The organism is Pseudomonas sp. LB1P83, from assembly GCF_054897885.1.
This window is the reverse complement of record NZ_CM142709.1, coordinates 929,762-953,172: the sequence shown is the minus strand read 5'-3', so window position 1 is coordinate 953,172 and position 23,411 is coordinate 929,762. Positions and strand designations below refer to the sequence as shown.

Below are 23,411 nucleotides of genomic sequence, written 5' to 3'. Positions count from 1 at the left end.
CTGGCTCCCACATTTAGTCCGCGCCCATATTCAAGATTTCCGGAGTTTTCCATGACGGCCCACGCCGACCTTTCGCCGACCCTTCAACTCGCCATCGACCTGATCCGCCGTCCGTCCGTGACGCCGGTCGACGCCGATTGCCAGAAGCAGATGATGCAGCGCCTGGGCGATGCCGGTTTCACCCTGGAACCGATGCGCATCGAAGATGTGGATAACTTCTGGGCGACCCACGGCAAACAAGACGGCCCGGTGCTGTGCTTCGCCGGTCACACCGACGTGGTGCCGACCGGCCCGGTGTCCGCCTGGCAGATCGACCCGTTCAACGCGCTGATCGACGAACACGGCATGCTCTGCGGCCGCGGCGCGGCGGACATGAAAGGCAGCCTCGCCTCGATGACTGTGGCGGCCGAGCGCTTCGTCGCCGACCACCCGGATCACAAGGGCAAGGTCGCGTTCCTGATCACCAGTGACGAAGAAGGCCCGGCGCACCACGGCACCAAGGCAGTGGTCGAACGCCTCGCGGCGCGCAAGGAGCGTCTGGACTGGTGCATCGTCGGCGAACCGTCGAGCACCACCCTGGTCGGTGACGTGGTCAAGAACGGCCGTCGCGGTTCCCTCGGTGCCAAGCTGACCGTACGCGGTGTGCAGGGTCACGTGGCGTATCCGCACCTCGCCAAAAACCCGATCCACCTCGCCGCCCCAGCCCTGACCGAACTGGCCGCCGAGCATTGGGACCACGGTAACGATTTCTTCCCGCCGACCAGTTTCCAGATTTCCAACGTCAATTCCGGTACCGGCGCGACCAACGTCATTCCGGGCGACCTGGTGGCGGTGTTCAACTTTCGCTTCTCCACCGAGTCCACCGTTGAAGGCCTGCAAAAGCGCGTCGCCGACATCCTCGACAAACATGGCCTGGACTGGCACATCGACTGGGCGCTGTCCGGTCTGCCGTTCCTGACCGAGCCGGGTGCACTGCTGGATGCCGTCGCGTCGAGCATCAAGGACATTACCGGCCGCGAAACCAAGGCGTCCACCAGCGGTGGTACTTCCGACGGGCGCTTCATTGCGACCATGGGCACGCAAGTGGTTGAACTGGGCCCGGTCAACGCGACGATCCACCAGGTCAACGAGCGTGTACTCGCTGCCGACCTCGACGTGCTGACCGAAATCTACTACCAGACCCTGATCAAGTTGCTCGCCTGATGCTCGCCTGCCCGATCTGCAGCGAACCGCTGAACGCGGTGGACAACGGCGTGGCCTGCCCCGCCGGGCATCGTTTCGACCGTGCGCGGCAGGGTTACCTGAACCTGCTGCCGGTGCAGCACAAGAACAGCCGCGACCCTGGGGATAACCTGGCCATGGTCGAAGCCCGTCGCGACTTCTTGAACGCCGGCCATTACGCGCCGGTGGCCAAGCGCCTGGCTGAACTGGCGGCGCAATACGCGCCCCAGCGTTGGCTGGACATCGGTTGTGGCGAGGGTTACTACACCGCGCAAATCGCCGAGGCCTTGCCGAATGCTGACGGTTACGCGCTGGACATCTCCCGGGAAGCGGTCAAACGCGCCTGCAAACGCAACCCGCAGCTGACCTGGTTGATCGCCAGCATGGCGCGGGTGCCGTTGGCCTCGGGGAGCTGCCAGTTTCTCGCCAGTGTCTTCAGCCCGCTGGATTGGGAAGAAGCCAAGCGCTTGCTCAGCCCCGGCGGCGGTTTGATGAAAGTCGGGCCGACCAGCGGCCATCTGATGGAATTGCGCGAACGGCTGTACGACGAAGTCCGTGAATACACCGACGATAAGCATCTGGCCTTGGTGCCGGAAGGCATGGCGCTGCAACACAGCGAAACCCTGGAGTTCAAACTGACGCTTTCAAAGGGTCAGGACCGGGCGAACCTGCTGGCGATGACCCCTCACGGCTGGCGCGCCAGTGCTGAACGTCGGACAGCAGTGATCGAACAGGCCGAGCCGTTCGAGGTCACCGTATCGATGCGCTACGATTATTTCGTACTTCAATAATTTTTGGTTTCGAGCAATGGCTCGAGGCCGGCTAAATCCGCGAATGGATTTTTCAGACCCGCAGTGAGGACATCCATGCGCCAACCCGATATCGAGATTTACCTGAAAGACGCCGACGTCGACTACAAGGCCATCGCGGCCTGGCTCGGTGCCGCGTTAGGTCCTTGCACCGACTGGGTCCAGAAAGGCCAGACCTTCAAGTGCAAGGCCGGCAACGTGCCAGTGACCTGGCTGCCAAAAGCCGTCGGCAAATGGAACAGCCTGTATCTGGAAAGCGGTCAAACCCCGTGGGAAGACGACATCGCCTGCGCCCGCGCAGCGTTTGCCGCGCTGAATGTCGAGGTGCGATGCGCACCGGGAACGTGGGTTGAAGAAGAAGGCGAAGAGACCGCGGATCGCTGGATGCGCATCAGCGCGGATGGTGAAGAAGAAATCACCTGGAAAACCACTTAAGCCGCCTTTCACGAACCTGTAGGAGCGAGGCTTGCCCGCGAAGCTTTTAGCGGCGCCAGTGATGACGCCTTCGCGGGCAAGCCTCGCTCCTACAGGGATTTGAGTGATCTGGAGGGTGGGTTTACAGACCCACCACATCCTCAGCCTGCAAGCCCTTCTCGCCAGTCACCACGGCGTATTCAACCTGCTGACCTTCAGCCAGCGAACGATGCCCCTCGCCGCGGATCGCGCGGTAGTGCACGAACACGTCCACCCCGTCCTCACGCTGGATAAAGCCGTAGCCCTTGGCGTCGTTGAACCACTTCACGTTGCCGGTTTCACGTGTTGCCATCTGTTCATACTCCTTTCTTATTATTGATCGGGCTTTTCGCAGGAAAGCCTCGGGAACATTGCTTGCACTGAGAGGTGCCACTGTATGGCCAGTGCGGGCACGCCGAGTATATGACAGGCACCAAAACTCTCAATAGGAGATTACTTCACCGCTTTTTTGCCGATTTTCGACGAATCCGGCACACTACCGACCGCCCGAGCAAACGCTCGGTTTTATTCACTCATGCAGATGCCGTATGACCCGTTCCCCGTTCCGCCGTCTTGTGTTTGGCACCCTGCGCCGACTGCTCTATCTCTGGGTTCGCTCGGAGACGATCAACCAGTCGTCGTTCACCCTCAACCTCGACCGCAGTCGTCCGGTGTTCTACGTCCTGCAAAACCCTTCGATGACCGACCTTGCCGTGGTCGACACTGAATGCAGCAAGGCCGGTTTGCCCCGTCCGGTGCTGCCAGTGTCGGTAGGCAACCTGGTGGAACCGGCCGCGTTTTTCTACCTGACGCCGGAGCCCGACTGGCTCGGCCGTCAGGACAAACGCGGTGCGCCGCCGACCCTGACCCGTCTGGTCAGTGCCCTGAGCCAAAACGTCGCCGAAGACGCGCAGATCATTCCGGTCAGCGTGTTCTGGGGGCAGTCGCCGGACAGCGAATCGAGCCCGTGGAAATTGCTCTTCGCCGACAGCTGGGCCGTGACCGGGCGCCTGCGCCGGTTGCTGAGCATCATCGTGCTGGGGCGCAAGACCCGGGTGCAGTTCTCGGCGCCGATTCACTTGCGCGAGCTGATCGACCACGACAAAGGCCACGAGCGCACCGTGCGCATGGCCCAGCGGATCCTGCGCGTGCACTTCCGTAACCTCAAGGCTGCGGTGATCGGCCCGGACATTTCCCACCGTCGCAATCTGGTCAAGGGCCTGCTCAATCAGCCGCTGGTCAAACAAGCGATCCTCGACGAAGCCGAGCGCGAAAATATCTCCCCGGAGAAAGCCAAGGCCCAGGCCCTGCACTACGGTAACGAAATCGCCTCGGACTACACCTACACCGCGATCCGCTTTATGGAAGTGGTGCTGAGCTGGTTCTGGAACAAGATCTACGACGGCATCAAGGTCAACAACATCGAAGGCGTGCAGAAGGTCGCCCCCGGTTACGAAGTGATCTATGTGCCGTGCCACCGCAGCCATATCGACTACCTGCTGCTGTCCTATCTGCTGTTTCGCAACGGCCTGACCCCGCCGCACATCGCCGCCGGGATCAACCTCAACATGCCGGGCATCGGCGGCCTGCTACGTCGCGGCGGCGCGTTCTTCATGCGTCGTACCTTCAAGGGCAACCCGCTCTACACCTCGGTGTTCAACGAATACCTGCACACCCTGTTCACCAAAGGTTTCCCGGTCGAGTACTTCGTCGAAGGCGGCCGCTCGCGCACCGGGCGCATGCTGCAACCGAAAACCGGGATGCTGGCGATTACCCTGCGCAGCTTCCTGCGTTCGTCGCGCATGCCCATCGTGTTCATCCCGGTGTACATCGGTTATGAGCGTGTACTGGAAGGCCGGACTTACCTCGGCGAACTGCGTGGCGCGAGCAAGAAGAAAGAATCGATCTTCGACATTTTCAAAGTCATCGGCGCGCTCAAACAGCGTTTTGGCCAGGTGGCGGTGAACTTCGGCGAACCGATCAAACTCGCGGAATTCCTCGACAGCGAACAGCCCGACTGGCGTAAACAGGAGCTCGGTCCGCAGTTCAAACCGGCCTGGCTCAACGAAACAACCAACCGTTTGGGCGAGAAAGTCGCGCAGCATCTGAACGAAGCGGCGGCGATTAACCCGGTCAACCTGGTGGCGTTGGCATTGCTGTCCACCACCCGCCTGGCGCTGGACGATCGCGCCATGGCGCGGGTGCTTGATTTGTATCTGGCGCTGTTGCGCAAGGTGCCGTACTCGCCGCACACCACGCTGCCGGAAGGTGACGGTCGAGCGCTGATCGAGCATGTGAAGGACATGGACTTGCTGTCTGAACAGAGCGATGCCCTGGGCAAGATTCTGTATCTGGACGAGCAGAACGCTGTCCTGATGACCTACTACCGCAACAACGTGCTGCACATTTTCGCCTTGCCGGCGCTGCTCGCGAGCTTCTTCCAGAGCGCGTCGCGCATGAGCCGCGAACAGATCCTGCGCTACGCCCGGGCGCTGTATCCGTACCTGCAATCGGAACTGTTCATTCGCTGGACGCTGGACGAGCTGGATGGCGTGATCGATCAATGGCTCGAAGCGTTCGTCGAGCAAGGGTTGTTGCGTTTCGAGAACGACGTCTACCTGCGACCGGCGCCAAGCTCGCGGCATTTCGTATTGCTGACCTTGTTGTCGAAGAGCATCGCCCAAACCCTGCAACGCTTCTACATGACCGTTTCCCTGCTGCTCAACAGCGGCCAGAACAGCATCAGCGCCGAAGAACTGGAAGACCTGTGCACCGTCATGGCCCAGCGCCTGTCGATCCTGCACGGGCTGAATGCCCCGGAATTCTTCGACAAGAGTTTGTTCCGGCACTTCATTCAAACGATGCTGGATCTCGACGTGCTCAAGCGCGACGAGGCCGGCAAGCTGAGCTACCACGAACTGTTGGGGGAACTGGCAGAAGGTGCGGCCAAACGGGTGTTGCCGGCGGAGATTCGTTTGTCGATCCGTCAGGTGGCGTTGCATCGAAGTGAAGATGCGGCGGATCAGGCTAGTTGAAGTAGCCCGTAACTTTCTGACAATGACTATAGGAACAAGGATGTTCTTATAATCGGTCAGTTATGGATTAATAGAGTCCTATTTAATTCAGATACGGATATCGCAATGAACCCATTGGAAGACGTCAACCCGTACGTCACCCTCACTTTTAGTTTGCCTGAAGACTTTCTGCCGCCAAGCGATGGATTAGGCGAAACCTATATAAGCGTTCAAACCGCCAATGTTTTATCTCCCGTCACAGTGGCGCAATCCCGCAAGCCGGAACTGTATAGCGGGCGTTGGAACTTTTCATTTGCGCACAACTATTCCGATGTCAGCGTCAAATACCTTGTGACGATCAACATGACCCACAATGGAGTCCCCCTGTTGATAGACCTGGACTATTTTGTGATTGTCCATCGTACGCCGCACCGACAGACCCTGCATCTCAGCCCGATCGGCCGCCTCTATATCCAGGCGCAAGCGCCTCGATCAGTCGAGCCCGAACACGCCGTCACCGTTGCCGCCCATGAGCACGACAACACCCAGGCACTCGTCACTCAAATACATATCAGCGAAAAAGCGGCGGAAGCATTTTATCTGGAATACGATCCAGCCACTGTCGTTCCCGGCAAGCGCTATACCCTGACCGCCACCGAAAACGAATACCGGAATTCAATCGCGGTGTATCCGGGATCCGTTGTATTGAAGCCCTTTGGCACCGTTTGAAAGAAGCCCGACAAGATCACCTACGCCGCTCGATATCTATCTGGCAGCCTATTCGTTCAGCATGTCAGGAAATACCCTACATAGCATTCGTTGCTCTCGGCTATATCCTGATGACTCGTCATTTCCGACGATGAAATTGATAAGGAAATCAAAATGAGCACCGATTACGAAAAGAGCATCAGCGGCACCGTGCACTATCTGCTGAAAATTCAGTTACCACCAAACTCGACACTTCACGTCAATCTGCTGGATGTCACTTTCGCAGACGCACCTGCCAAAGAACTCGCCCAGCAAGTCATCCCTCACGCAGAAACAACAGGGTTGAACTTTGACTTGCTGTACAAGGTTGCCGACGTCCTGCCTGACCATCGCTATGCAATCCGTGCACGGATCGAAACCACCGAACAAGTGATCTTCGCGACCACTAAAGATCACGCAGTGCAGTTGGGTGTCGACCACCTGCGCCCTGAGGACGTCGTTGTCCGCAACGTTCGTACAAAACCAGACAGTAACTTCTAAGCCTTGGGCTGAAAAAATCCGTTAAATTGTCGTTGGCGCCGGTCTTATTCGGGCGCCAATGACAGGGATTTACCTCATGAAAAAACTATCGCTTCTTGGGCTTACCGCTCTACTCGCAGCCTGCCAATCGCTACCACCTGCCGCGAAAACCAGCCTCGATGGTGAAGTCTTCTACCTGCAACGCATCGCCCTGCCGCCAAGCGCCACCTTGAGCGTCAGCCTTCAGGACGTGTCCCTCGCCGACGCGCCCGCCGTTATCCTCGATGAACAGAAAGGCCCGGTCAAAGGCCAGGTGCCCCTGCCGTTTCATCTGAGTTACGATCCGGCCCAAGTCAAACCCGGCCATCGCTATTCGGTCAGCGCGCGCATCGAAGTCGACGGCAAACTGATGTTCATCACCACCGAACACCACGCCGTACAGCTTGATGGCCGCGATCCGCAGCCACTGAAAATCCGCGTCGACGCCGTCCGCTAATTTCCTCTTTCGAACAAGGAAGCTGCCATGCTCCGCCCTACCCTTCGCTTCGCCGGCCTCTGCGCAGGCTTGATGATCTCCGCCAGCGCGATGGCCCTGTCGCTCAGTGACCTGTCACAAAAAGACGCCACCGGCGGCCTCAAGGACGCCCTGACCCAAGGCGCACAACTGGCCGTCAAACAACTCGGCACGCCGGGCGGTTTCAGCAACAATCCGGACGTGAAAATCGAACTGCCGGGAAAACTGGGTAAAGTCGCCAGCAAAATGAAACAGTTCGGCATGGGCGATCAGGTCACTCAGCTGGAAGCCAGCATGAACAAAGCGGCCGAAACCGCTGTGACCCAAGCCCAGCCAATCCTGGTGGACGCCGTGAAGAAGATGAGCGTCGAGGACGCCAAAGGGATTCTCAGCGGCGGCAACGACTCGGCCACCCAATACCTGAGCAAAACCAGCCGCGAACAGATTCGTCTCAAATTCTTGCCGATCGTGAAACAAGCCACCGACCAGGTCGGCCTGGCCAAGCAATACAACACGTTCGCGGGCCAGGCGGCGACCATGGGCGTGCTGGATACCAAGAACGCCAACATCGAAAGCTACGTCACCGAGCAGGCGCTGAACGGCTTGTTCGAGATGATCGGCAAACAGGAAGAAACCATCCGCCAGAACCCTGCGGCGGCGGCGACGAGTTTGGCGAAGAAAGTTTTCGGTACGCTCTAAGCCTTAACACCGATCCTGTGGGAGCGGGCTTGCTCGCTCCCGCAAAAGTTCAGATCGCCGAGGCGGCACGCAGAAAGAACACCCATTCACGCCCCATCTTTCTCTTCTCAAACACATTCAACTCCACCAGCCCGTTCAACGTGGCTGAGGCGGTGTTGTACGAGCAGTCCAGATTTTCCTTCACATTGACAGCCGTGAACTCTTTCGCCATTCCACTCTTGGCCACTTGGTAAACGGCGCGCTGCTTCTCGGTCAGGCGATCGAAAAATCCGGATTCTGTCAGCCAGCGATCAAAGCGTTCCGTATACGCCAGACTTTTCCGATAAGCCTCGGTAAAACCAGTGACAGCTCGCAGAATCACTGAACACTGAAAGTCGATGAAATAGGTCAGATCCAGATCGTCAGCCTCGGTATTCAAATAGGATCGCCCATATTTCACCGGCGCATTGCGCAGCAAAATGCTGATCGCTATATAGCGAAACGCAGAGAAATCATTCTTGAACATGAACCAGTAGAACAGCGCCCGCGCGACCCGGCCGTTGCCATCACGGAAAGGATGCTCATAACCCAGGGCAAAATGCAGCGCGATGCCTTTAATCATCGGATGCAGATAGTCCACCCGCTCGGGATTGTCGTGTGACTGGTTGATCCATTCCGACAATGTACGTAATCGCGAAACCAGACCCGCAGCAGGCGGCGGTGTATAAACGGTGTTGCCCTCCCCGTCCTGAACCACCACATCGTCGTTGGCCCGCAATACCCCAGGGGAATACTGAGTGTCATCAATACCCTCGACACCAACACGGTGCATCGCCGTCATCAGTTCGACACTCAACGGTTCGTAACACTGTTCCCAGGCGAAGTTCATCATCTTGTAATTGCCCACCACCATTCGCTCATCCGGCGTGCGCGGCAGACGCTTGCGCTTGAGCATGTCCTTGGCCACCCGCGTGGTGGTGGCCGCACCTTCGAGCTGACTGCTGCTGATGGCTTCATCTTCGATCAGATCATTCAGCAGGTAGCTGAAATGCGCATGCTCACCGATCTGGCTGGTCATGTACTCCAGCGCAGCGGTCGTGGCTTGTCGGTCGACGATCGAAATGGCTTTTTGCGCCAACGGGGTCAGCACGCAGTTGCCCCACTGAACGGGCTCGCCCAATGGCAGAAGGCTTGAATATTGTGCGATCCGGGCTTTCTTCACCAACGCCCAGCACAGACTGGAATCCATTCCTGGCGACCAGCGATAGCGTAATTCGTCGAATGGAAGGTACCGCCCCTGATCATCCAGCGGCTTGAGCAAGGCGAGATAGTCCGGGAGTCGCTCTTTGTGGGGTGATTGCGCCAACCGGTCAAACACCGGGGCCGACCTCCCCGTGAGCACGGGCGGTTTTTTCATCATTGATATCTCAAGTGCTCATTAAACTGAGCCTTGAGTACAGCATCCGGATCTCTCTGACTCAATATCAGAGAGATCCGAGATTGTCGTAGGAATTCAGACCGACTCTTTCTTGATCCTGAACCACGCCGCATACAACGCCGGCAAGAACAGCAACGTCAATGCCGTCGCCACGATCAGTCCGCCCATGATCGCCACCGCCATCGGCCCGAAGAACACGCTGCGTGACAACGGGATCATCGCCAGCACCGCCGCGAGCGCCGTCAATACAATCGGCCGGAAACGCCGCACCGTGGCTTCGATAATCGCTTGCCACGGTTTGAGCCCGGCCGCGATGTCCTGCTCGATCTGGTCCACTAGAATCACCGAGTTACGCATGATCATCCCGGACAACGCGATGGTCCCGAGCATGGCCACAAAACCAAACGGCTGACGGAACACCATCAGGAACAGCGTCACACCAATCAAGCCCAGCGGCGCGGTCAGGAACACCATCACCGTACGAGAGAAGCTGCGCAACTGCAGCATCAGCAAGGTCACCACCACCACAATGAACAGCGGCACGCCAGCCTTCACCGAGTTCTGCCCACGGGCCGAGTCTTCCACGGTGCCGCCGACGTCCAGCAAGTAGCCATCCGGCAGTTCGGCGCGAATCGGATCGAGGGTCGGCATGATTTGCTGCACCAGCGTCGCCGGTTGTTCCTTGCCGTAGATGTCAGCGCGGATCGTCACGTTCGGCAGGCGATTACGGTGCCAGATAATGCCCTCTTCGAAGCCATATTCCAGGGTCGCGACTTGCGACAGCGCCACGCTGCGACCGTTGTCGGTCGGCACCGCCAGGCTTGGCAGCAACGACAGTTCGGTGCGCTCGTGCAAGGTGCCGCGCAGCAGGATCTCGATCAATTCGTTGTCTTCGCGGTACTGGCTGACACTCGAACCGGTCAGGGAGCTTTGCAGAAACTTCGACAGGTTCGCCGTGCTCACACCCAGCGCCCGGGCGCGGTCCTGATCAACGTTCAGGTACACGACTTTGCTCGGCTCTTCCCAGTCCAGATGCACGTTCACCACGTGCGGGTTCTCGCGAACCTTGGCCGCCACTTTACGGGCCAGTGCGCGGACTTCCTCGATGTGTTCACCGGTCACCCGGAACTGCACCGGATAGCCAACCGGCGGACCATTTTCAAGTCGTGTGACCCGCGAGCGCAGGGCCGGGAATTGTTCGTTGAGGGTTTCGATCAGCCAGGTGCGCAGGGTTTCGCGCTCCTCGATGGTCTTGGCCAGGACGACAAACTGGGCGAAGCTCGCCGCCGGCAGTTGCTGATCCAGCGGCAGGTAGAAACGTGGCGAACCCGTGCCGACGTAGGCCACGTAGTTGTCGATGCCGGCGTGATCCTTCAGCAAGGCTTCAAGGCGTTTGACCTCATCGGCGGTGTTGCTCAGGGACGCGCCTTCAGCGAGTTTCAGATCGACCATCAATTCAAGTCGACCCGAGGCCGGGAAGAATTGTTGCGGCACAAAACGAAACAGCACGATAGAGCCGATAAACAACACCACGGTCAACACGATGACGGTTTTACGCCAGCGTACGCACCACTCCACCAAGCGTCTGACCCGCTGATAGAACGGCGTGCCGTAAGGATCCGGCTGACCCGTGCCATGTTTGGCGGCATGAATCTTCGCCAGGTCGGGCAGGAGTTTTTCCCCCAGATACGGTACAAAAACCACCGCCGCAATCCACGAGGCCAACAACGCGATGGTCACTACCTGGAAGATCGAACGGGTGTATTCGCCGGTGCCCGACTGCGCGGTGGCGATCGGCAGGAACCCGGCAGCGGTAATCAGGGTGCCGGTGAGCATCGGGAACGCGGTGCTGGTCCAGGCGTAACTGGCGGCCTTGATGCGGTCGAAGCCTTGCTCCATTTTGATCGCCATCATTTCCACGGCGATGATCGCGTCGTCCACCAACAAACCCAACGCCAGCACCAACGCACCGAGGGAAATCTTGTGCAGGCCGATGCCGAGGTAATACATGCAGGCGAAGGTCATCGCCAACACCAGCGGAATCGCCAACGCCACCACCATGCCGGTGCGCACGCCGAGGGAGAAAAAGCTCACCAACAACACAATCGCCAAGGCTTCCACCAGCACTTGAACGAACTCGCCAACACCGGTTTTCACTGCGGCCGGTTGATCGGAGACCTTGCGCAGCTGCATGCCTGCCGGGAGGTTTTTCTGGATGCGGTCAAACTCGATTTCCAGCGCCTTGCCCAGCACCAGAATGTCGCCGCCCTCCTTCATCGCCACCGCCAGGCCGATGGCGTTTTCTGCCATGAAGCGCATGCGCGGGGCCGGTGGATCGTTGAAGCCGCGACGCACGTCCGCCACATCGGAGATGCGGAAGGTGCGATCACCGACGCGGATCGGGAAGTTCTTGATCTCGTCGACTGTCTGGAAATTCCCCGAAACCCGTAGCTGTAATCGCTCGCTGGTGGTTTCAAAGAACCCGGCCGTGGACACCGCATTCTGCTCTTCAAGGGCTTGCTGCACGGCGGCCAATGGCAAACCGAGTGTCGCGAGTTTGACGTTGGAGAGCTCGATCCAGATCTTCTCGTCCTGCAACCCGAGCAGATCGACCTTGCCCACATCCTTCACCCGTTGCAGCTGAATCTGGATGCGGTCGGCGTAATCCTTGAGCACCGCGTAATCAAAACCGTCGCCGGTCAGCGCGTAGATATTGCCGAAGGTGGTACCGAATTCATCGTTGAAAAACGGTCCCTGAATACCCGGCGGCAAGGTGTGCCGGATGTCACTGACCTTTTTGCGAACCTGATACCACAGCTCCGGTATTTGCACCGAATGCATGGAGTCACGGGCAATGAAGGTCACCTGGGATTCGCCGGGACGCGAGAAGGAGACGATGCGCTCGTATTCACCGGTTTCCATCAGTTTCTTTTCAATGCGCTCGGTGACCTGACGCGACACTTCCTGCGCCGTGGCGCCCGGCCAGTTGGTGCGGATCACCATGGCTTTGAAGGTGAACGGCGGGTCTTCGCTTTGGCCGAGCTTGGTGTAGGAAAGCGCGCCGACGATGGCCAGCAAGAGCATCAGGAACAGTACGATCTGGCGATTGCGCAGCGCCCATTCGGAAAGATTGAAACCCATCGGGGATTACTCCTTGTCGGCCAGATTGACCACGCGGTTGGAGCGATCCACCGGGCGCACTTGCTGCCCCTCCAGAAGGACATGGACACCCGCGGCCACCACCCAGTCGCTGGCATTCAGGCCTTCGAGTACCGGAACGGTTTTCTCGCCGAATGCACCGACCCGGACCGGGGTTTTCTTCAAGGTATTGTTGGCGCTGACGACCCAGACGTAAGTCGCGCCGTTTTCCGCGGTCAATGCCGACAGCGGCACAGACAGCGGTATCACATCAGCGGTCTGGACGAACACCCGGGCGCTTTGGCCGAGTTCAGCGGGGACCTTGCCGCCGGTGAATGAAATTCGCGCAGCGAAGGTACGAGACTTTGGATCGGCGGCAGGCGACAGCTCACGGATGCGCCCGGCGAAACGCTGATCGGGTTGGGTCCAGAGTTCTACCGACACCGGCTGACCGACCTTGAAGCGACCGAAGCTCTGCTCCGGCAGGCTGATCAACACTTCGCGTTCGCCATCGGTGGCGAGGGTAAATACGGTTTGCCCGGCCGCCACCACTTGTCCGACTTCAACTGCACGTTTAGCCACCACGCCATCCTGAGGCGCACGCAGCACCGCGTAACTGGCCTGATTGGTCGAGACGTTGAATTCGGCTTTGATTTGCTTGAGGCGCGCTTCACCGGATCGGTAAAGGTTTTCGGAATTGTCGTACTGCGAGCGGCTGACCATCTGACGGTCCATCAGCGTCTTGTAGCGATCACGCTCGGCGCGCACCAGGCTCAGATTGGCCTCGGCGGCGGCCACCTGGGCACGGGTGGCTTCCAGTTGCAGGCGTACATCCTGAGGATCGAGTTCGGCCAGAGGCTGATCGGCCTTGACCCGCTGACCCTCTTCGACCAATCGTCGGCTGACTTTGCCGCCAATGCGAAACGCCAGGTCCGGCTCATAACGAGCCCGCACTTCACCCGGATAGCTTTCCATTGCCTGCGCCGAAGGCTCTGGCTGCACGACCATGGCCGGGCGGACAACGTCCTTGGGCGCCTCTTCGTGGCCACACGCAGACAATAAAAACGCCAGACTGACTGGCAACGCGAGGGGCAAGGCATAGCGGAACATGGTGAAGGACCTTTCGCTAATGGTGCTTGGAATAATTATACTGGCGAGTATGTTATTAATAGCAAACTCACCAGTCCAGTATTAAAAGCGAAGAATGTCGAACAATCTTTCAGCACCCAACGGTCCGGGCCGTCCCAAGGATCTGGCCAAGCGCCAGGCCATCCTCGATGCGGCGAAAATTCTGTTTCTGAGTAATGGTTACGCCAGCACCAGCATGGATGCCGTGGCGGCTGAAGCCGGCGTGTCGAAGCTGACGGTCTACAGCCACTTCAATGACAAGGAGACGCTATTCTCCGCCGCCGTGATGGCCAAGTGCGAAGAGCAGCTGCCCACGCTGTTTTTCGAGTTGCCGGACGGTGTTTCAGTCGAAACGGTGCTGCTGAACATCGCGCGCGGTTTTCATCAACTGATCAACAGCGATGAATCGGTGAACCTGCATCGGCTGATGATGACCCTGGGCAGCCAGGACCCGAAACTCTCGCTGATCTTCTTCGAAGCCGGGCCGCAACGCATGCTGCATGGCATGGAGCGGTTGCTGACCAAGGTTGATCAGAGCGGCGCACTGAGCATCGATAAACCGCGCAATGCGGCCGAGCATTTCTTCTGCCTGCTCAAGGGCGCGGGGAATTTTCGGTTGCTGTATGGCTGTGGTGAGCCGGTGACGGGCGATGCGGCCGAGGAGCATGTGCGGGAAGTGGTGGGGTTGTTTATGCGGGCTTATCGACCAGAGACAGCCTGATAGATATTGGATGTCTGGTCTGGCGTCTTCGCGGGCAAGTCGGATCGCCGCCCGCTCGCTCCTACAGGGGTCAGCGCAGATCCTGTAGGAGCGAGGCTTGTCCGCGAATGAGGCGACGCGATCTCAGGGCTTGAGTGCTTTCTTCGGATAAATATCATACCGACTGGATTTCCCGTCCAGCGCATGACTGGGCTTGGGCCCCGCAATACAAGGCGCCTTGCGCGGCCGCTTGACCACCACACGATGGCTGGCCAGTGCCAATGCGGCTTCGAGCAGCGCCGGCGCATCCGGATCATCGCCGACCAACGGCCGGAACAGACGCATTTCCTTCTTCACCAACGCCGTTTTCTCACGATGCGGAAACATCGGGTCGAGGTAGATCACCTGCGGCGGCTCCCCTTCCCAATTGCGCATCACCTCGATGGAATTGCCCTTGAGCAATTTCATCCGCGCCACAATCGGCGCTACATCGAAATCTTCCGCACCACGGGCCAGCCCATCCTCCAGCAACGCACCAATCAGCGGCTGACGCTCGATCAGGTTCATCTCGCAGCCCAGGCTCGCCAGCACGAACGCATCCTTGCCCAGCCCCGCCGTGGCATCCAGCACGCGCGGACGCACGCCTTGGGCGATGCCAACCGCCTTGGCGATCATCTGCCCCGTGCCACCGCCGAACAACCGGCGATGCGCCGCGCCACCTTCGACGAAGTCCACCCGCACCGGCCCTGGTGCGTCCGGCCCGAGTTGTTGCAGCTGCAAACCCTGTTCGCCCACCTGCAAGGCAAACTCGCCGTCATCCACGTGCAAAGGCAAGCCCAGGCGTTCGGCCCATTGCTCGGCTTGTGGCTGAAATGCCGGGGCCGAGGCCTCGACATGGATGCGGCAGGCCGCAGGTTGCTCAATCATGGGAAAACACGCTCAAAAAATTAATGATCGGCAAAAACGGCCGATAACAAAACTAACGAGCATTTTGCCAGAGCTGAGCGTCGACCGAGAAAAATGTCAGGCATTCAATCCACATCCGTAGGCTACCTATCGCGTCATGGCGATTATGGCCTGCGAAATTCACAGGCACTGAGCGGCGTCAGTCACCTGTGGCAGGATTTTTTTGCCCAGGCCCTGGCCGAACAGTCGACCGATGTGGTGCCGGCGTGCGGGACTTTCCCACCGGTTGATCTTGAAAGCCCGGTCGAGCCGACCGTCGGCAGCGAGCTGCTGGCGCACATCGTCAGCCAGCGCGAATGCGATGTGAAAGAAACCCAAGTCAAGCCACCCGAGCCGCTGTTCCTGCCGATTGCCGAGTTCGAAATGGACCTGGCCGACAAGCCTTTCCCGCCGTTCCCGGCTGAAGAAATCGTCGCTCAACAGAAACAACAAGACTTCGAAAGCGGTTGGGTGCGTCCGATCGTGCTCACCGCCGGTCAGCCTGTGCCCGAAGCCGGCCCGGCGCCACAACCGCGTCCGCTGCACTTGCCGATCGCTGAATTCGAACTCGACCTGCTGGACAAACCGTTCCCGCCGTTCTCCCCCGAAGAATTGGTGGCGCAACAGAAACAACTCGATTTCGACAACGGCTGGGCTCGCCCGATCGTCCTGCAGAACCTGCGCATCGCCGCCTGATCTTTAATAACAGGCAGTCAGCGACACACCCACCACGGCCCGACATCGACATGAAAGTGATTGCGATGGGCTGCGTTGTAGTCCGGGCTCAACACCACACTGAACAGACCACAGGCGCCATCGCGAACCTGGCGTAGAAACCGTGCGTCCTGATTATCCTTCGGCCAATCCTTGAGAACGCTGATGGATCGACCGTCAGCCAGGCGAAAACCGGCAATGTCCAGCGCATCGGCGCTGGCATGCTGGCTTCGCCTGCCGTTTTCGCGACCGTAGACGTTGCGGCAGGCAAAGCTGCCGAGATGATCGACCCGGCTGACGGGCTGACCATAAACCGCTTGCGCGGCAGGTTGCAGGGCATGGTGTTCGAACAGGGCAAACGAAACCGCCAGGCGGCAACTGGCGAGGAAGCTGCTGCTCAGCGCCACATCGCCGCCCTGCACGCGCAAAGTGTTGATCAACGGACAGGTCGCACCAGGGCTGTCGGCTTGATGCGCAACGCGTAATCCGGAGCTGCTCAAGGCTTGATTACACAATTGCGAATCATCGCGCAGGCGCATCAGTTTGTAGCGCGTCAGAAAATTCGGTTCGGCCTTCACGTCCAGCGGCGCCCAAGGGTTCCACTGGGGTGGCAGAGAGATCCAGCCGCGCCAGACGCTCACGCCCGTCGCACCGATGATCAACAGCACCAGCAACAGCCACCACCGAAACCGCATCGTCAGCCTTTGAACAATTGATTGGCCTTGGCGTACGGCATGGACCGCGACGTAAATCCGAAGGTGCCCGACGTCTTGATCTCTTCAGCCGCGCGGAAAAACTCGCCATAAGCCGCCAAGGCCAGCGCCGACCCCACGCTGATGCGTTTGACGCCCATCTCGCTCAACTGCTCAACCGTCAATTTGAGCCCGCCGGACATCAACACATTGACCGGTTTGGGTGCCACGGCACGGACCACCGCCAACACGTCTTCAGCGCTGCGCAGACCCGGCGCGTACAACACGTCGGCACCCGCCTCGGCGAACGCCTGCAAACGGCGAATGGTATCGGCCAGGTCAGGATTGCCGTGCAGAAAGTTCTCGGCACGGGCGGTCAGCATGAAAGGGAAAGGCAAGCTGCGAGCGGCTGCGACGGCGGCTTCAATGCGCGCCACGGCATGCTCGAAACAGTAGATCGGTGCGTCTGCACGGCCGGTAGCGTCTTCGATCGAACCACCGACAGCGCCGGCCGCGGCAGCCGACAAAATGCTTTGCGCGCATTCGGTCGGATCGTCAGCGAAACCGTTTTCCAGGTCCACCGCCACCGGCAAGTCGGTTGCCGCGACAATCGCCCGGACGTTCGCCAGCGTATCGTCCAGCGTCAACCCGCCATCGGGCCGGGCGTTGGAAAAAGCGTAACCGGCACTGGTGGTCGCCAGCGCCTCGAAACCCAGGCTGGCAAGCATCTTCGCCGAGCCGGCGTCCCACGGATTGGGAATGACAAAAGCGCCCTCGCGTTCGTGCAGTGCTTTGAACGCCTGGGCTCGAAGGGTTTGCGCATCCATTGGCAGGCTCCTGAAAAGGGGAACGAATCCGCCTCAGAGCAGGCCAAGTTGCTCGGCGGCGGGCTCTCTGTATAGCTCAGGCAACGGCGGCAAGCCAGGCAAACGCACCATCAGCTTTGCGTGAAAACGTTGCGCCAGCTTGGCGGCCAACAGGTTATCGGCGGTGTGCAGGAAGATGTAGGGCGTACGACCCTCTTCGATCCACACGGCAATTTTCTCGACCCATGGCTCCAGGAACGGATCATTCGCCTCAAGCTGTGGATGGCCGATGAATCGCACCTGCGGGAATTGAGTAAACGCTGCCGGACGCGGCGGCACCCTGGGCTTTTTCGATTGGGCGTGGAGCACCGGCGGATCGGTCGACGTGCAGCTGAACAGCGCTCGCGGATCGAGGCAGATACGTTCTACGCCACGATCCAGCAGCAGACGATTGAGCATTCGCTCGCTATCGCCTTTGGCGAAGAATTCGTCATGCCGCACTTCAACGGCCAGCGGTCGCTCAAGCGCATCGATGAAGCCGGCCAGTTCGGGCAATCGGTGCGGGGTGAAGCTTTTCGACAATTGCAGCCACAGGGGCGAAACCCGTTCACCGAGTGGGCTGAGCAATTGCAGGAAGGTCTCGGCGGCGGTCAGTTGTTCGCGCAGGTCACCGCCGTGGCTGATGTCGCCGGGAAACTTGGCCGTAAAGCGAAAGTGTTCGGGCATGGTCTCGGCCCAGCGTTGCACGGTGCTGGAGGCCGGGCTCGCGTAGAAGGTCGTGTTGCCTTCTACGGCGTTGAATACCTGGGAATAGAGATTCAGAAATTCGGTGGGTTTGGCGTCCGGCGGATACAGATAATCGCGCCAGGCGTTTTCACTCCAGGACGGGCAGCCGAGGTAGTAAGGCAGCACCATCAGATGTACAGGTCGAGGCCCAGCACATCCGCATCCCAATCGACAAAACCGGCGGTACTCAGGTAGCTGGCGAGTGCCATGGCTACGCTTTTCTTCATGGCGCGATGGTAGATCATGTCTTGCTGACGAGCCGGAAGATTGCTCAGGCGTTGCGCAGAAGTTTTGGCGGCACGGGCGGCCAGTTGCTCTTCGGACGGAATTTCCAGCTCGCCGTCGATATCGACGTAGTCGTCATCCGCCACAGGGCCTTTGCGGGGCTTGCGCTTTATGGGGTAGGACTGGGAGGAAACGCCGTCTATACGCATGAGTACATGTCCGGTATCAGTAATGGCAGTTTAGTGGCACACAACCCACTTCGCAAACCGCCGAGTGATAACTAGAACACAGAAATACGAAAAGGTTTAAAAGCGGGGGGAGAAATCGACGATTGGCTGCAGCTGGAAAGTTTTTTGTGGCGAGGGAGCTTGCTCCCGTTCGGCTGCGCAGCAGTCGCAAAACCTGCCGGCTCGGCGTTACTGATGAACTCCTGGGGTCGCTTCGCAACCCAACGGGAGCAAGCTCCCTCGCCACAAAAGCAGTGGGATCAACGAGCCTTGGGTGTCGCCACTTTGTCGCGCAGATAAACCGGCTGAGCCAAATCCGCCACAATCGCCTCACCGCGTTCCCAGGCAAATCGCGCCAGCGTCAGCAGGTCTTCAGCGTGCGGCAACATGCCTGCGTCCTGCCCGCTCGGATTGACGGCGATGCGCTCGGCATACCCCCAGCCCGTGCCGGCACCGAACCATTCACCACTGGCATCGGCCGGCAAAGCGGCCGCTTCCGGCGGCAACACCGCTTCATTGCCGACCAGGCGCATCTCGCCCGCCGTTTCGCGGTAGCAACCCCAATACACCTCGTCCATCCGCGCATCGATGGCAGCCGCGACCTGGCTGACGCCGTGCTCGCGATAGGCCCGCTGCGCCAGCACCGCCAGGTTGGAGACCGGCAACACCGGGCGGTCCAGTGCAAACGCCAGGCCTTGCACCACACCGATGGCGATCCGCACGCCGGTGAAAGCGCCCGGCCCGCGACCGAAGGCGATGGCATCGACCGCTTGCAGGGTGGTCCCGGCATCGGCGAGCAACTGCTGGATCATCGGCAACAGTTTCTGCGCATGCAGGCGCGGGATCACCTCGTAATGACTCGTGACTTTGCCGTCATGCAGCAAGGCAACGGAGCAAGCTTCAGTCGCGGTGTCCAGGGCCAGCAAGGTGCTCATCGATGTTTCCGTAAGAGAGGTCAGAAAAAGTGCGCCAGTATAAACAACTACGGCCCGCAAGCGGGCCGTAGAAGATGAAGCGGTTCAGACTTTTCAGTTCAGTGCTTCAAGCACCTTCCCTGTGATCGCTTCAACCGAGCCAACACCTTCGATGTGGCTGTACTTCGGTTTGCCCTGAGCGGCGGACAGCTCCTGGTAAAACTTCACCAGTGGCTCGGTCTGAGCGTGGTAAACGGAGAGACGATGACGCACGGTTTCTTCGGTATCGTCTTTGCGCTGCACCAGCTCTTCACCGGTGATGTCGTCTTTACCGGCAATTTTCGGCGGGTTGTAGACGATGTGGTACACGCGGCCGGAAGCCTCATGCACGCGACGACCGGCGATACGCTGGACGATGTCTTCGTCCTTGACGTCGATTTCGACCACGTGATCCAGTTCAACGCCGGCTTTCACCAGGGCTTCAGCCTGAGGAATGGTGCGCGGAAAACCGTCAAACAGGAAACCGTTGGCGCAATCCGCCTGGCTGATGCGTTCCTTGACCAGATTGATGATCAGGTCATCGGAAACCAGGCCACCGCTGTCCATGATGCTCTTGGCGATCAGGCCCAGCTCGGTGCCGGCCTTGACCGCAGCACGCAGCATGTCGCCGGTGGAGATTTGCGGGATGCCGAACTTTTCGGTGATGAACTTAGCCTGAGTACCTTTACCGGCCCCGGGAGCTCCCAGCAGAATGACGCGCATCGATGTGCTCCTCAATTTTTTATATAGATAACAACGGATTCGCCTCGTGGGGCCAATCTCAAAAACAGGGTCGTGACCGCCCAAACGGCCAAAGGCTGATCAAGATACACAGCAGGCCCGGACCACACAAGCCGCCGAAAGTCGGAGAAACCTGCGCCACGCGTGACCTTTCGACGGGGTACCCCAAGTCGCAACCCCATCATTAACTGTCGCCTTGCAGACCTTTTCTGCCCCTCGCCCACAGGCACCCGACGCTCGCGCCGGGCACCTTCCCCCACGACGAAAACCTTAGCCGGTATTTCGCAAACCGGCAGCAATCCCCGCCACAGACACCAGCAGCGCCTGTTCTACCGGGCTGCCCTGCGCCACTTCCTGTTGCCGAGAACGTGCCAACAGTTCGGCCTGCAATAGATGAAGCGGGTCGAGATAGGTGTTGCGCAAGCGGATGAATTCGAGGGTGTCTGGGCTATGTGCCAGTAGTTGAGACTGGCCAGTCAGCCCAAGGACCACGGCGCAGGCCTGCGACAATAGGTCGCGTAAATGCGCACCCAAAGGGAGCAAATCCGGCTCGACCAGCCGCTCATCGTAGGATCGGGCGATGTCGGCATCGGCTTTGGCCAACACCATTTCCAGCATATCGATGCGCGTGCGGAAGAACGGCCACTGTTCGCGCATCTGCCCCAGCAGCTCGCCTTCGCCACGCTCCAGTGCCTTGCTCAGCGCCGCTTCCCAGCCGAGCCAGGCCGGCAACATCAGGCGCGTCTGGGTCCAGCCGAAGATCCATGGAATGGCGCGCAGGCTTTCGATCCCGCCGGCACGGCGCTTGGCCGGGCGGCTGCCCAACGGCAAACGCCCCAGTTCCTGTTCCGGGGTGGACTGGCGGAAATACTCGACGAACTGCGGATTTTCCCGCACGACGGCGCGGTAAGCCTTGACCCCGTCAGCGGCCAATTCATCCATCAGATGGCGCCAGGCAGGTTCCGGTGGAGGGGGCGGCAGCAAGGTCGCTTCCAGCACGGCGGCCAGGTACAGATTGAGGTTTTGCTCGGCGATGTCCGGCAGGCCGAATTTGAAACGAATCATTTCCCCCTGCTCGGTGGTACGGAAACGCCCCGCCACCGAACCCGGCGGCTGCGACAGAATCGCCGCATGCGCCGGACCGCCGCCGCGACCGACGGTGCCACCGCGACCGTGAAACAACAGCAGCTCAACTTGCTGCTCGCGGCAGATATCGACCAAGCGCTCCTGCGCCCGATATTGCGCCCAAGCCGCCGCGGTCGTGCCGGCGTCCTTGGCCGAGTCGGAATAGCCGATCATCACTTCCTGCGGGCCTTGCAGGCGCGAGCGATAGCCCGGCAGCAGCAACAGTTTTTCAATCACCGGACCTGCGTTGTCGAGGTCGGCGAGGGTTTCGAACAGCGGCACCACGCGCATCGGCCGCAACACGCCGGACTCTTTGAGCAACAGTTGCACGGCGAGCACGTCGGAAGCGGCGCCGGCCATGGAGATCACATAAGAGCCGAGCGAAGCCCCCGGGGCGGCCGCAATTTCCCGGCACGTCGCCAGCACCTCGGCAGTGTCGGCCGATGGTTTGAAGTACGTCGGCAACAACGGCCGGCGGTTGTTCTGTTCACGCACCAGGAAGGCGATGCGCTCCTCCTCGCTCCAGTCTTCGTAGCGACCGAGGCCGAGGTAATCGGTGATTTCTGTCATGGCCGCGGTATGCCGCGACGAGTCCTGTCGTACATCGAGCCGTACCAGGAACAGCCCGAAGGTCACCGCGCGGCGCAGGCAATCGAGCAACGGACCATCAGCGATCACGCCCATGCCGCACTCGTGCAAAGACTGGTAACACAACTCCAGCGGATCCAGCAGGTCACGGTTGTTGTGCAGCACATCGACCGGCGCCGGGGTGGTTGCCGTCAATGAAGCGTGCGCCCAGCTACGCGTGGCCCGCAGACGTTCGCGCAACTGTTTAAGCACCGCGCGATAAGGTTCGGCGCTTTCTCCGGCCTTGGCTTTCAGTGCATCGCTGGCCTGCTGCATCGACAGTTCGGCAGCGAGCTGATCGACATCACGCACGTACAAATCAGCGGCCATCCAGCGCGCCAGCAGCAAAACTTCGCGGGTCACGGCGGCCGTCACGTTGGGGTTGCCGTCGCGGTCGCCGCCCATCCACGAGGCGAAGCGGATCGGCGCGCCTTCCAGCGGTAAATGCAGGCCGGTAGCGGCATGCAGGGCTTTATCGGCCTTGCGCATATAGTTCGGGATCGCCTGCCACAGCGAATGCTCGATCACCGCGAAACCCCATTTGGCTTCGTCGACCGGCGTCGGACGCGTGCGACGGATTTCTTCGGTGTGCCAGGCTTCGGCAATCAGGCGCTGCAACTTCGCCTGGATCTGCTCGCGCTCGGCAGTCGTCAGATCGCGATGGTCCTGGGCGGCCAGTTGCGCAGCGATGGCGTCGTATTTCTGGATCAGCGTGCGGCGCGCCACTTCGGTCGGGTGAGCGGTGAGGACCAGCTCGATCTCCAGCCGACCCAGTTGTCGGGCCAGGGATTCGGCGCTATGGCCTTCAGCGCGCAGGCGAGCGAGCAGCTCCGGCAGCACCCGTGATTCGAACGGGGCCGGCTGCGACTCTTCGCGGCGGTGAATCAGCTGATACTGCTCGGCGATATTGGCCAGGTTGAGAAACTGGTTGAACGCCCGCGCCACCGGCAGCAACTCTTCTTCGCTCAATTGGTTGAGGCTGGCGCTCAGTTCAGCGTCCATCGAACCACGACGGTCGGCTTTGGCGCCCTTGCGGATCTGCTCGATCTTGTCGAGAAAGCCGTCCCCGTACTGTTCACGAATGGTATTGCCCAACAGCTCACCCAACAGGTGAACGTCCTCGCGCAAGCGTGCATCAATATCGGTCATCAGCAGTTCTCCAGCGAAAATCCGGGTGTCTTGGAATGCCATGCTCTGATAGCAGAGAGTGCCGCTCTAAAGCGCTTCTTACAAGCAGACGACGAAGGGAC

22 protein-coding genes are annotated in these 23,411 nt (G+C 59.8%); 10 read left to right on the top strand and 12 right to left on the bottom strand.

The genetic code is table 11. The features are described 5' to 3' along the window. Nucleotides 1–51 precede the first annotated feature (51 nt). The 3 genes from dapE to ACYZTY_RS04180 all read left to right on the top strand — a co-directional run bounded on the left by dapE (nt 52) and on the right by ACYZTY_RS04180 (nt 2,465). Nucleotides 52–1,203, top strand: coding sequence for a succinyl-diaminopimelate desuccinylase (gene dapE / locus ACYZTY_RS04190; RefSeq protein WP_461957424.1), 1,152 nt, complete (start codon nt 52–54; stop codon nt 1,201–1,203). Further along, nucleotides 1,203–2,012 (top strand): putative RNA methyltransferase, encoded by an 810-nt coding sequence (locus ACYZTY_RS04185; RefSeq protein ID WP_461957423.1) that lies wholly within the window; start codon nt 1,203–1,205, stop codon nt 2,010–2,012. The genes dapE and ACYZTY_RS04185 overlap by 1 nt, the downstream gene beginning before the upstream one ends. A 75-nt stretch (nt 2,013–2,087) precedes the next feature. Further along, nucleotides 2,088–2,465 (top strand): hypothetical protein, encoded by a 378-nt coding sequence (locus ACYZTY_RS04180; RefSeq protein ID WP_461957422.1) that lies wholly within the window; start codon nt 2,088–2,090, stop codon nt 2,463–2,465. Between the two features lie 121 nt (nt 2,466–2,586). Here ACYZTY_RS04180 and ACYZTY_RS04175 read toward each other — a convergent pair whose 3' ends face one another. Beyond that, nucleotides 2,587–2,796, bottom strand: coding sequence for a cold-shock protein (locus tag ACYZTY_RS04175; RefSeq protein WP_010462862.1), 210 nt, complete (start codon nt 2,794–2,796; stop codon nt 2,587–2,589). Nucleotides 2,797–3,031: 235 nt separating this feature from the next. On the opposite strand from ACYZTY_RS04175, the gene plsB reads away from it, so the two are divergent. The 5 genes from plsB to ACYZTY_RS04150 all read left to right on the top strand — a co-directional run bounded on the left by plsB (nt 3,032) and on the right by ACYZTY_RS04150 (nt 7,937). Next, a complete protein-coding gene (gene plsB, locus ACYZTY_RS04170) occupies nt 3,032–5,518 on the top strand; it encodes a glycerol-3-phosphate 1-O-acyltransferase PlsB (RefSeq protein ID WP_461957421.1) in 2,487 nt (828 codons plus the stop codon). Nucleotides 5,519–5,623: 105 nt separating this feature from the next. Continuing rightward, nucleotides 5,624–6,226: a hypothetical protein gene (locus ACYZTY_RS04165; protein ID WP_461957420.1), complete on the top strand. Its 603-nt coding sequence runs from the start codon at nt 5,624–5,626 to the stop codon at nt 6,224–6,226. A gap of 153 nt (nt 6,227–6,379) precedes the next feature. Then, entirely contained in the window at nt 6,380–6,745 is a 366-nt protein-coding gene (locus tag ACYZTY_RS04160; RefSeq protein ID WP_461957419.1) for a YbaY family lipoprotein, read from the top strand. 76 nt (nt 6,746–6,821) lie between these two features. Continuing rightward, complete coding sequence (locus ACYZTY_RS04155; protein WP_461957418.1) at nt 6,822–7,220, top strand: YbaY family lipoprotein; 399 nt, start codon at nt 6,822–6,824, stop codon at nt 7,218–7,220. 27 nt (nt 7,221–7,247) lie between these two features. Further along, nucleotides 7,248–7,937: a DUF4197 domain-containing protein gene (locus ACYZTY_RS04150; protein ID WP_461957417.1), complete on the top strand. Its 690-nt coding sequence runs from the start codon at nt 7,248–7,250 to the stop codon at nt 7,935–7,937. A 49-nt stretch (nt 7,938–7,986) separates the two neighbouring features. On the opposite strand, the gene ACYZTY_RS04145 is transcribed toward ACYZTY_RS04150, so the two are convergent. The 3 genes from ACYZTY_RS04145 to ACYZTY_RS04135 form a co-directional block, all read right to left on the bottom strand. Further along, nucleotides 7,987–9,333: a Fic family protein gene (locus ACYZTY_RS04145; RefSeq protein WP_461957416.1), complete on the bottom strand. Its 1,347-nt coding sequence runs from the start codon at nt 9,331–9,333 to the stop codon at nt 7,987–7,989. Nucleotides 9,334–9,429: 96 nt separating this feature from the next. Continuing rightward, entirely contained in the window at nt 9,430–12,495 is a 3,066-nt protein-coding gene (locus ACYZTY_RS04140) for an efflux RND transporter permease subunit (RefSeq protein WP_461957415.1), read from the bottom strand. Between the two features lie 6 nt (nt 12,496–12,501). After that, nucleotides 12,502–13,602, bottom strand: coding sequence for an efflux RND transporter periplasmic adaptor subunit (locus ACYZTY_RS04135; RefSeq protein WP_461957414.1), 1,101 nt, complete (start codon nt 13,600–13,602; stop codon nt 12,502–12,504). Between the two features lie 94 nt (nt 13,603–13,696). On the opposite strand from ACYZTY_RS04135, the gene ACYZTY_RS04130 reads away from it, so the two are divergent. Then, nucleotides 13,697–14,341, top strand: coding sequence for a TetR/AcrR family transcriptional regulator (locus ACYZTY_RS04130; protein ID WP_461957413.1), 645 nt, complete (start codon nt 13,697–13,699; stop codon nt 14,339–14,341). A 123-nt stretch (nt 14,342–14,464) separates the two neighbouring features. Here ACYZTY_RS04130 and ACYZTY_RS04125 read toward each other — a convergent pair whose 3' ends face one another. After that, the gene (locus tag ACYZTY_RS04125; protein ID WP_461957412.1) at nt 14,465–15,247 is read right to left on the bottom strand and encodes a class I SAM-dependent methyltransferase; all 783 of its coding nucleotides are present in this window, start codon (nt 15,245–15,247) and stop codon (nt 14,465–14,467) included. A 93-nt stretch (nt 15,248–15,340) separates the two neighbouring features. Here ACYZTY_RS04125 and ACYZTY_RS04120 point away from each other — a divergent pair, with 93 nt between their 5' ends. Next, entirely contained in the window at nt 15,341–15,961 is a 621-nt protein-coding gene (locus ACYZTY_RS04120; protein ID WP_461957411.1) for an energy transducer TonB, read from the top strand. Nucleotides 15,962–15,978: 17 nt separating this feature from the next. Here the strand turns inward: ACYZTY_RS04120 and ACYZTY_RS04115 are convergent, their stop codons facing one another. The 7 genes from ACYZTY_RS04115 to ppc form a co-directional block, all read right to left on the bottom strand. Next, nucleotides 15,979–16,674 (bottom strand): extensin-like domain-containing protein, encoded by a 696-nt coding sequence (locus ACYZTY_RS04115; RefSeq protein WP_461957410.1) that lies wholly within the window; start codon nt 16,672–16,674, stop codon nt 15,979–15,981. A 2-nt stretch (nt 16,675–16,676) separates the two neighbouring features. Continuing rightward, a complete protein-coding gene (locus ACYZTY_RS04110; RefSeq protein WP_461957409.1) occupies nt 16,677–17,498 on the bottom strand; it encodes an isocitrate lyase/PEP mutase family protein in 822 nt (273 codons plus the stop codon). A 33-nt stretch (nt 17,499–17,531) separates the two neighbouring features. Continuing rightward, complete coding sequence (locus ACYZTY_RS04105; protein ID WP_461957408.1) at nt 17,532–18,392, bottom strand: DUF72 domain-containing protein; 861 nt, start codon at nt 18,390–18,392, stop codon at nt 17,532–17,534. Next, nucleotides 18,392–18,697 (bottom strand): hypothetical protein, encoded by a 306-nt coding sequence (locus tag ACYZTY_RS04100; RefSeq protein ID WP_461957407.1) that lies wholly within the window; start codon nt 18,695–18,697, stop codon nt 18,392–18,394. The genes ACYZTY_RS04105 and ACYZTY_RS04100 overlap by 1 nt, the downstream gene beginning before the upstream one ends. A gap of 278 nt (nt 18,698–18,975) precedes the next feature. Next, a complete protein-coding gene (gene tsaB, locus ACYZTY_RS04095; protein ID WP_461957406.1) occupies nt 18,976–19,650 on the bottom strand; it encodes a tRNA (adenosine(37)-N6)-threonylcarbamoyltransferase complex dimerization subunit type 1 TsaB in 675 nt (224 codons plus the stop codon). A 93-nt stretch (nt 19,651–19,743) separates the two neighbouring features. Continuing rightward, nucleotides 19,744–20,391: an adenylate kinase gene (adk, locus tag ACYZTY_RS04090; RefSeq protein WP_461957405.1), complete on the bottom strand. Its 648-nt coding sequence runs from the start codon at nt 20,389–20,391 to the stop codon at nt 19,744–19,746. A gap of 288 nt (nt 20,392–20,679) precedes the next feature. Next, nucleotides 20,680–23,310, bottom strand: coding sequence for a phosphoenolpyruvate carboxylase (ppc, locus tag ACYZTY_RS04085; protein WP_461957404.1), 2,631 nt, complete (start codon nt 23,308–23,310; stop codon nt 20,680–20,682). Nucleotides 23,311–23,411: the final 101 nt, after the last annotated feature.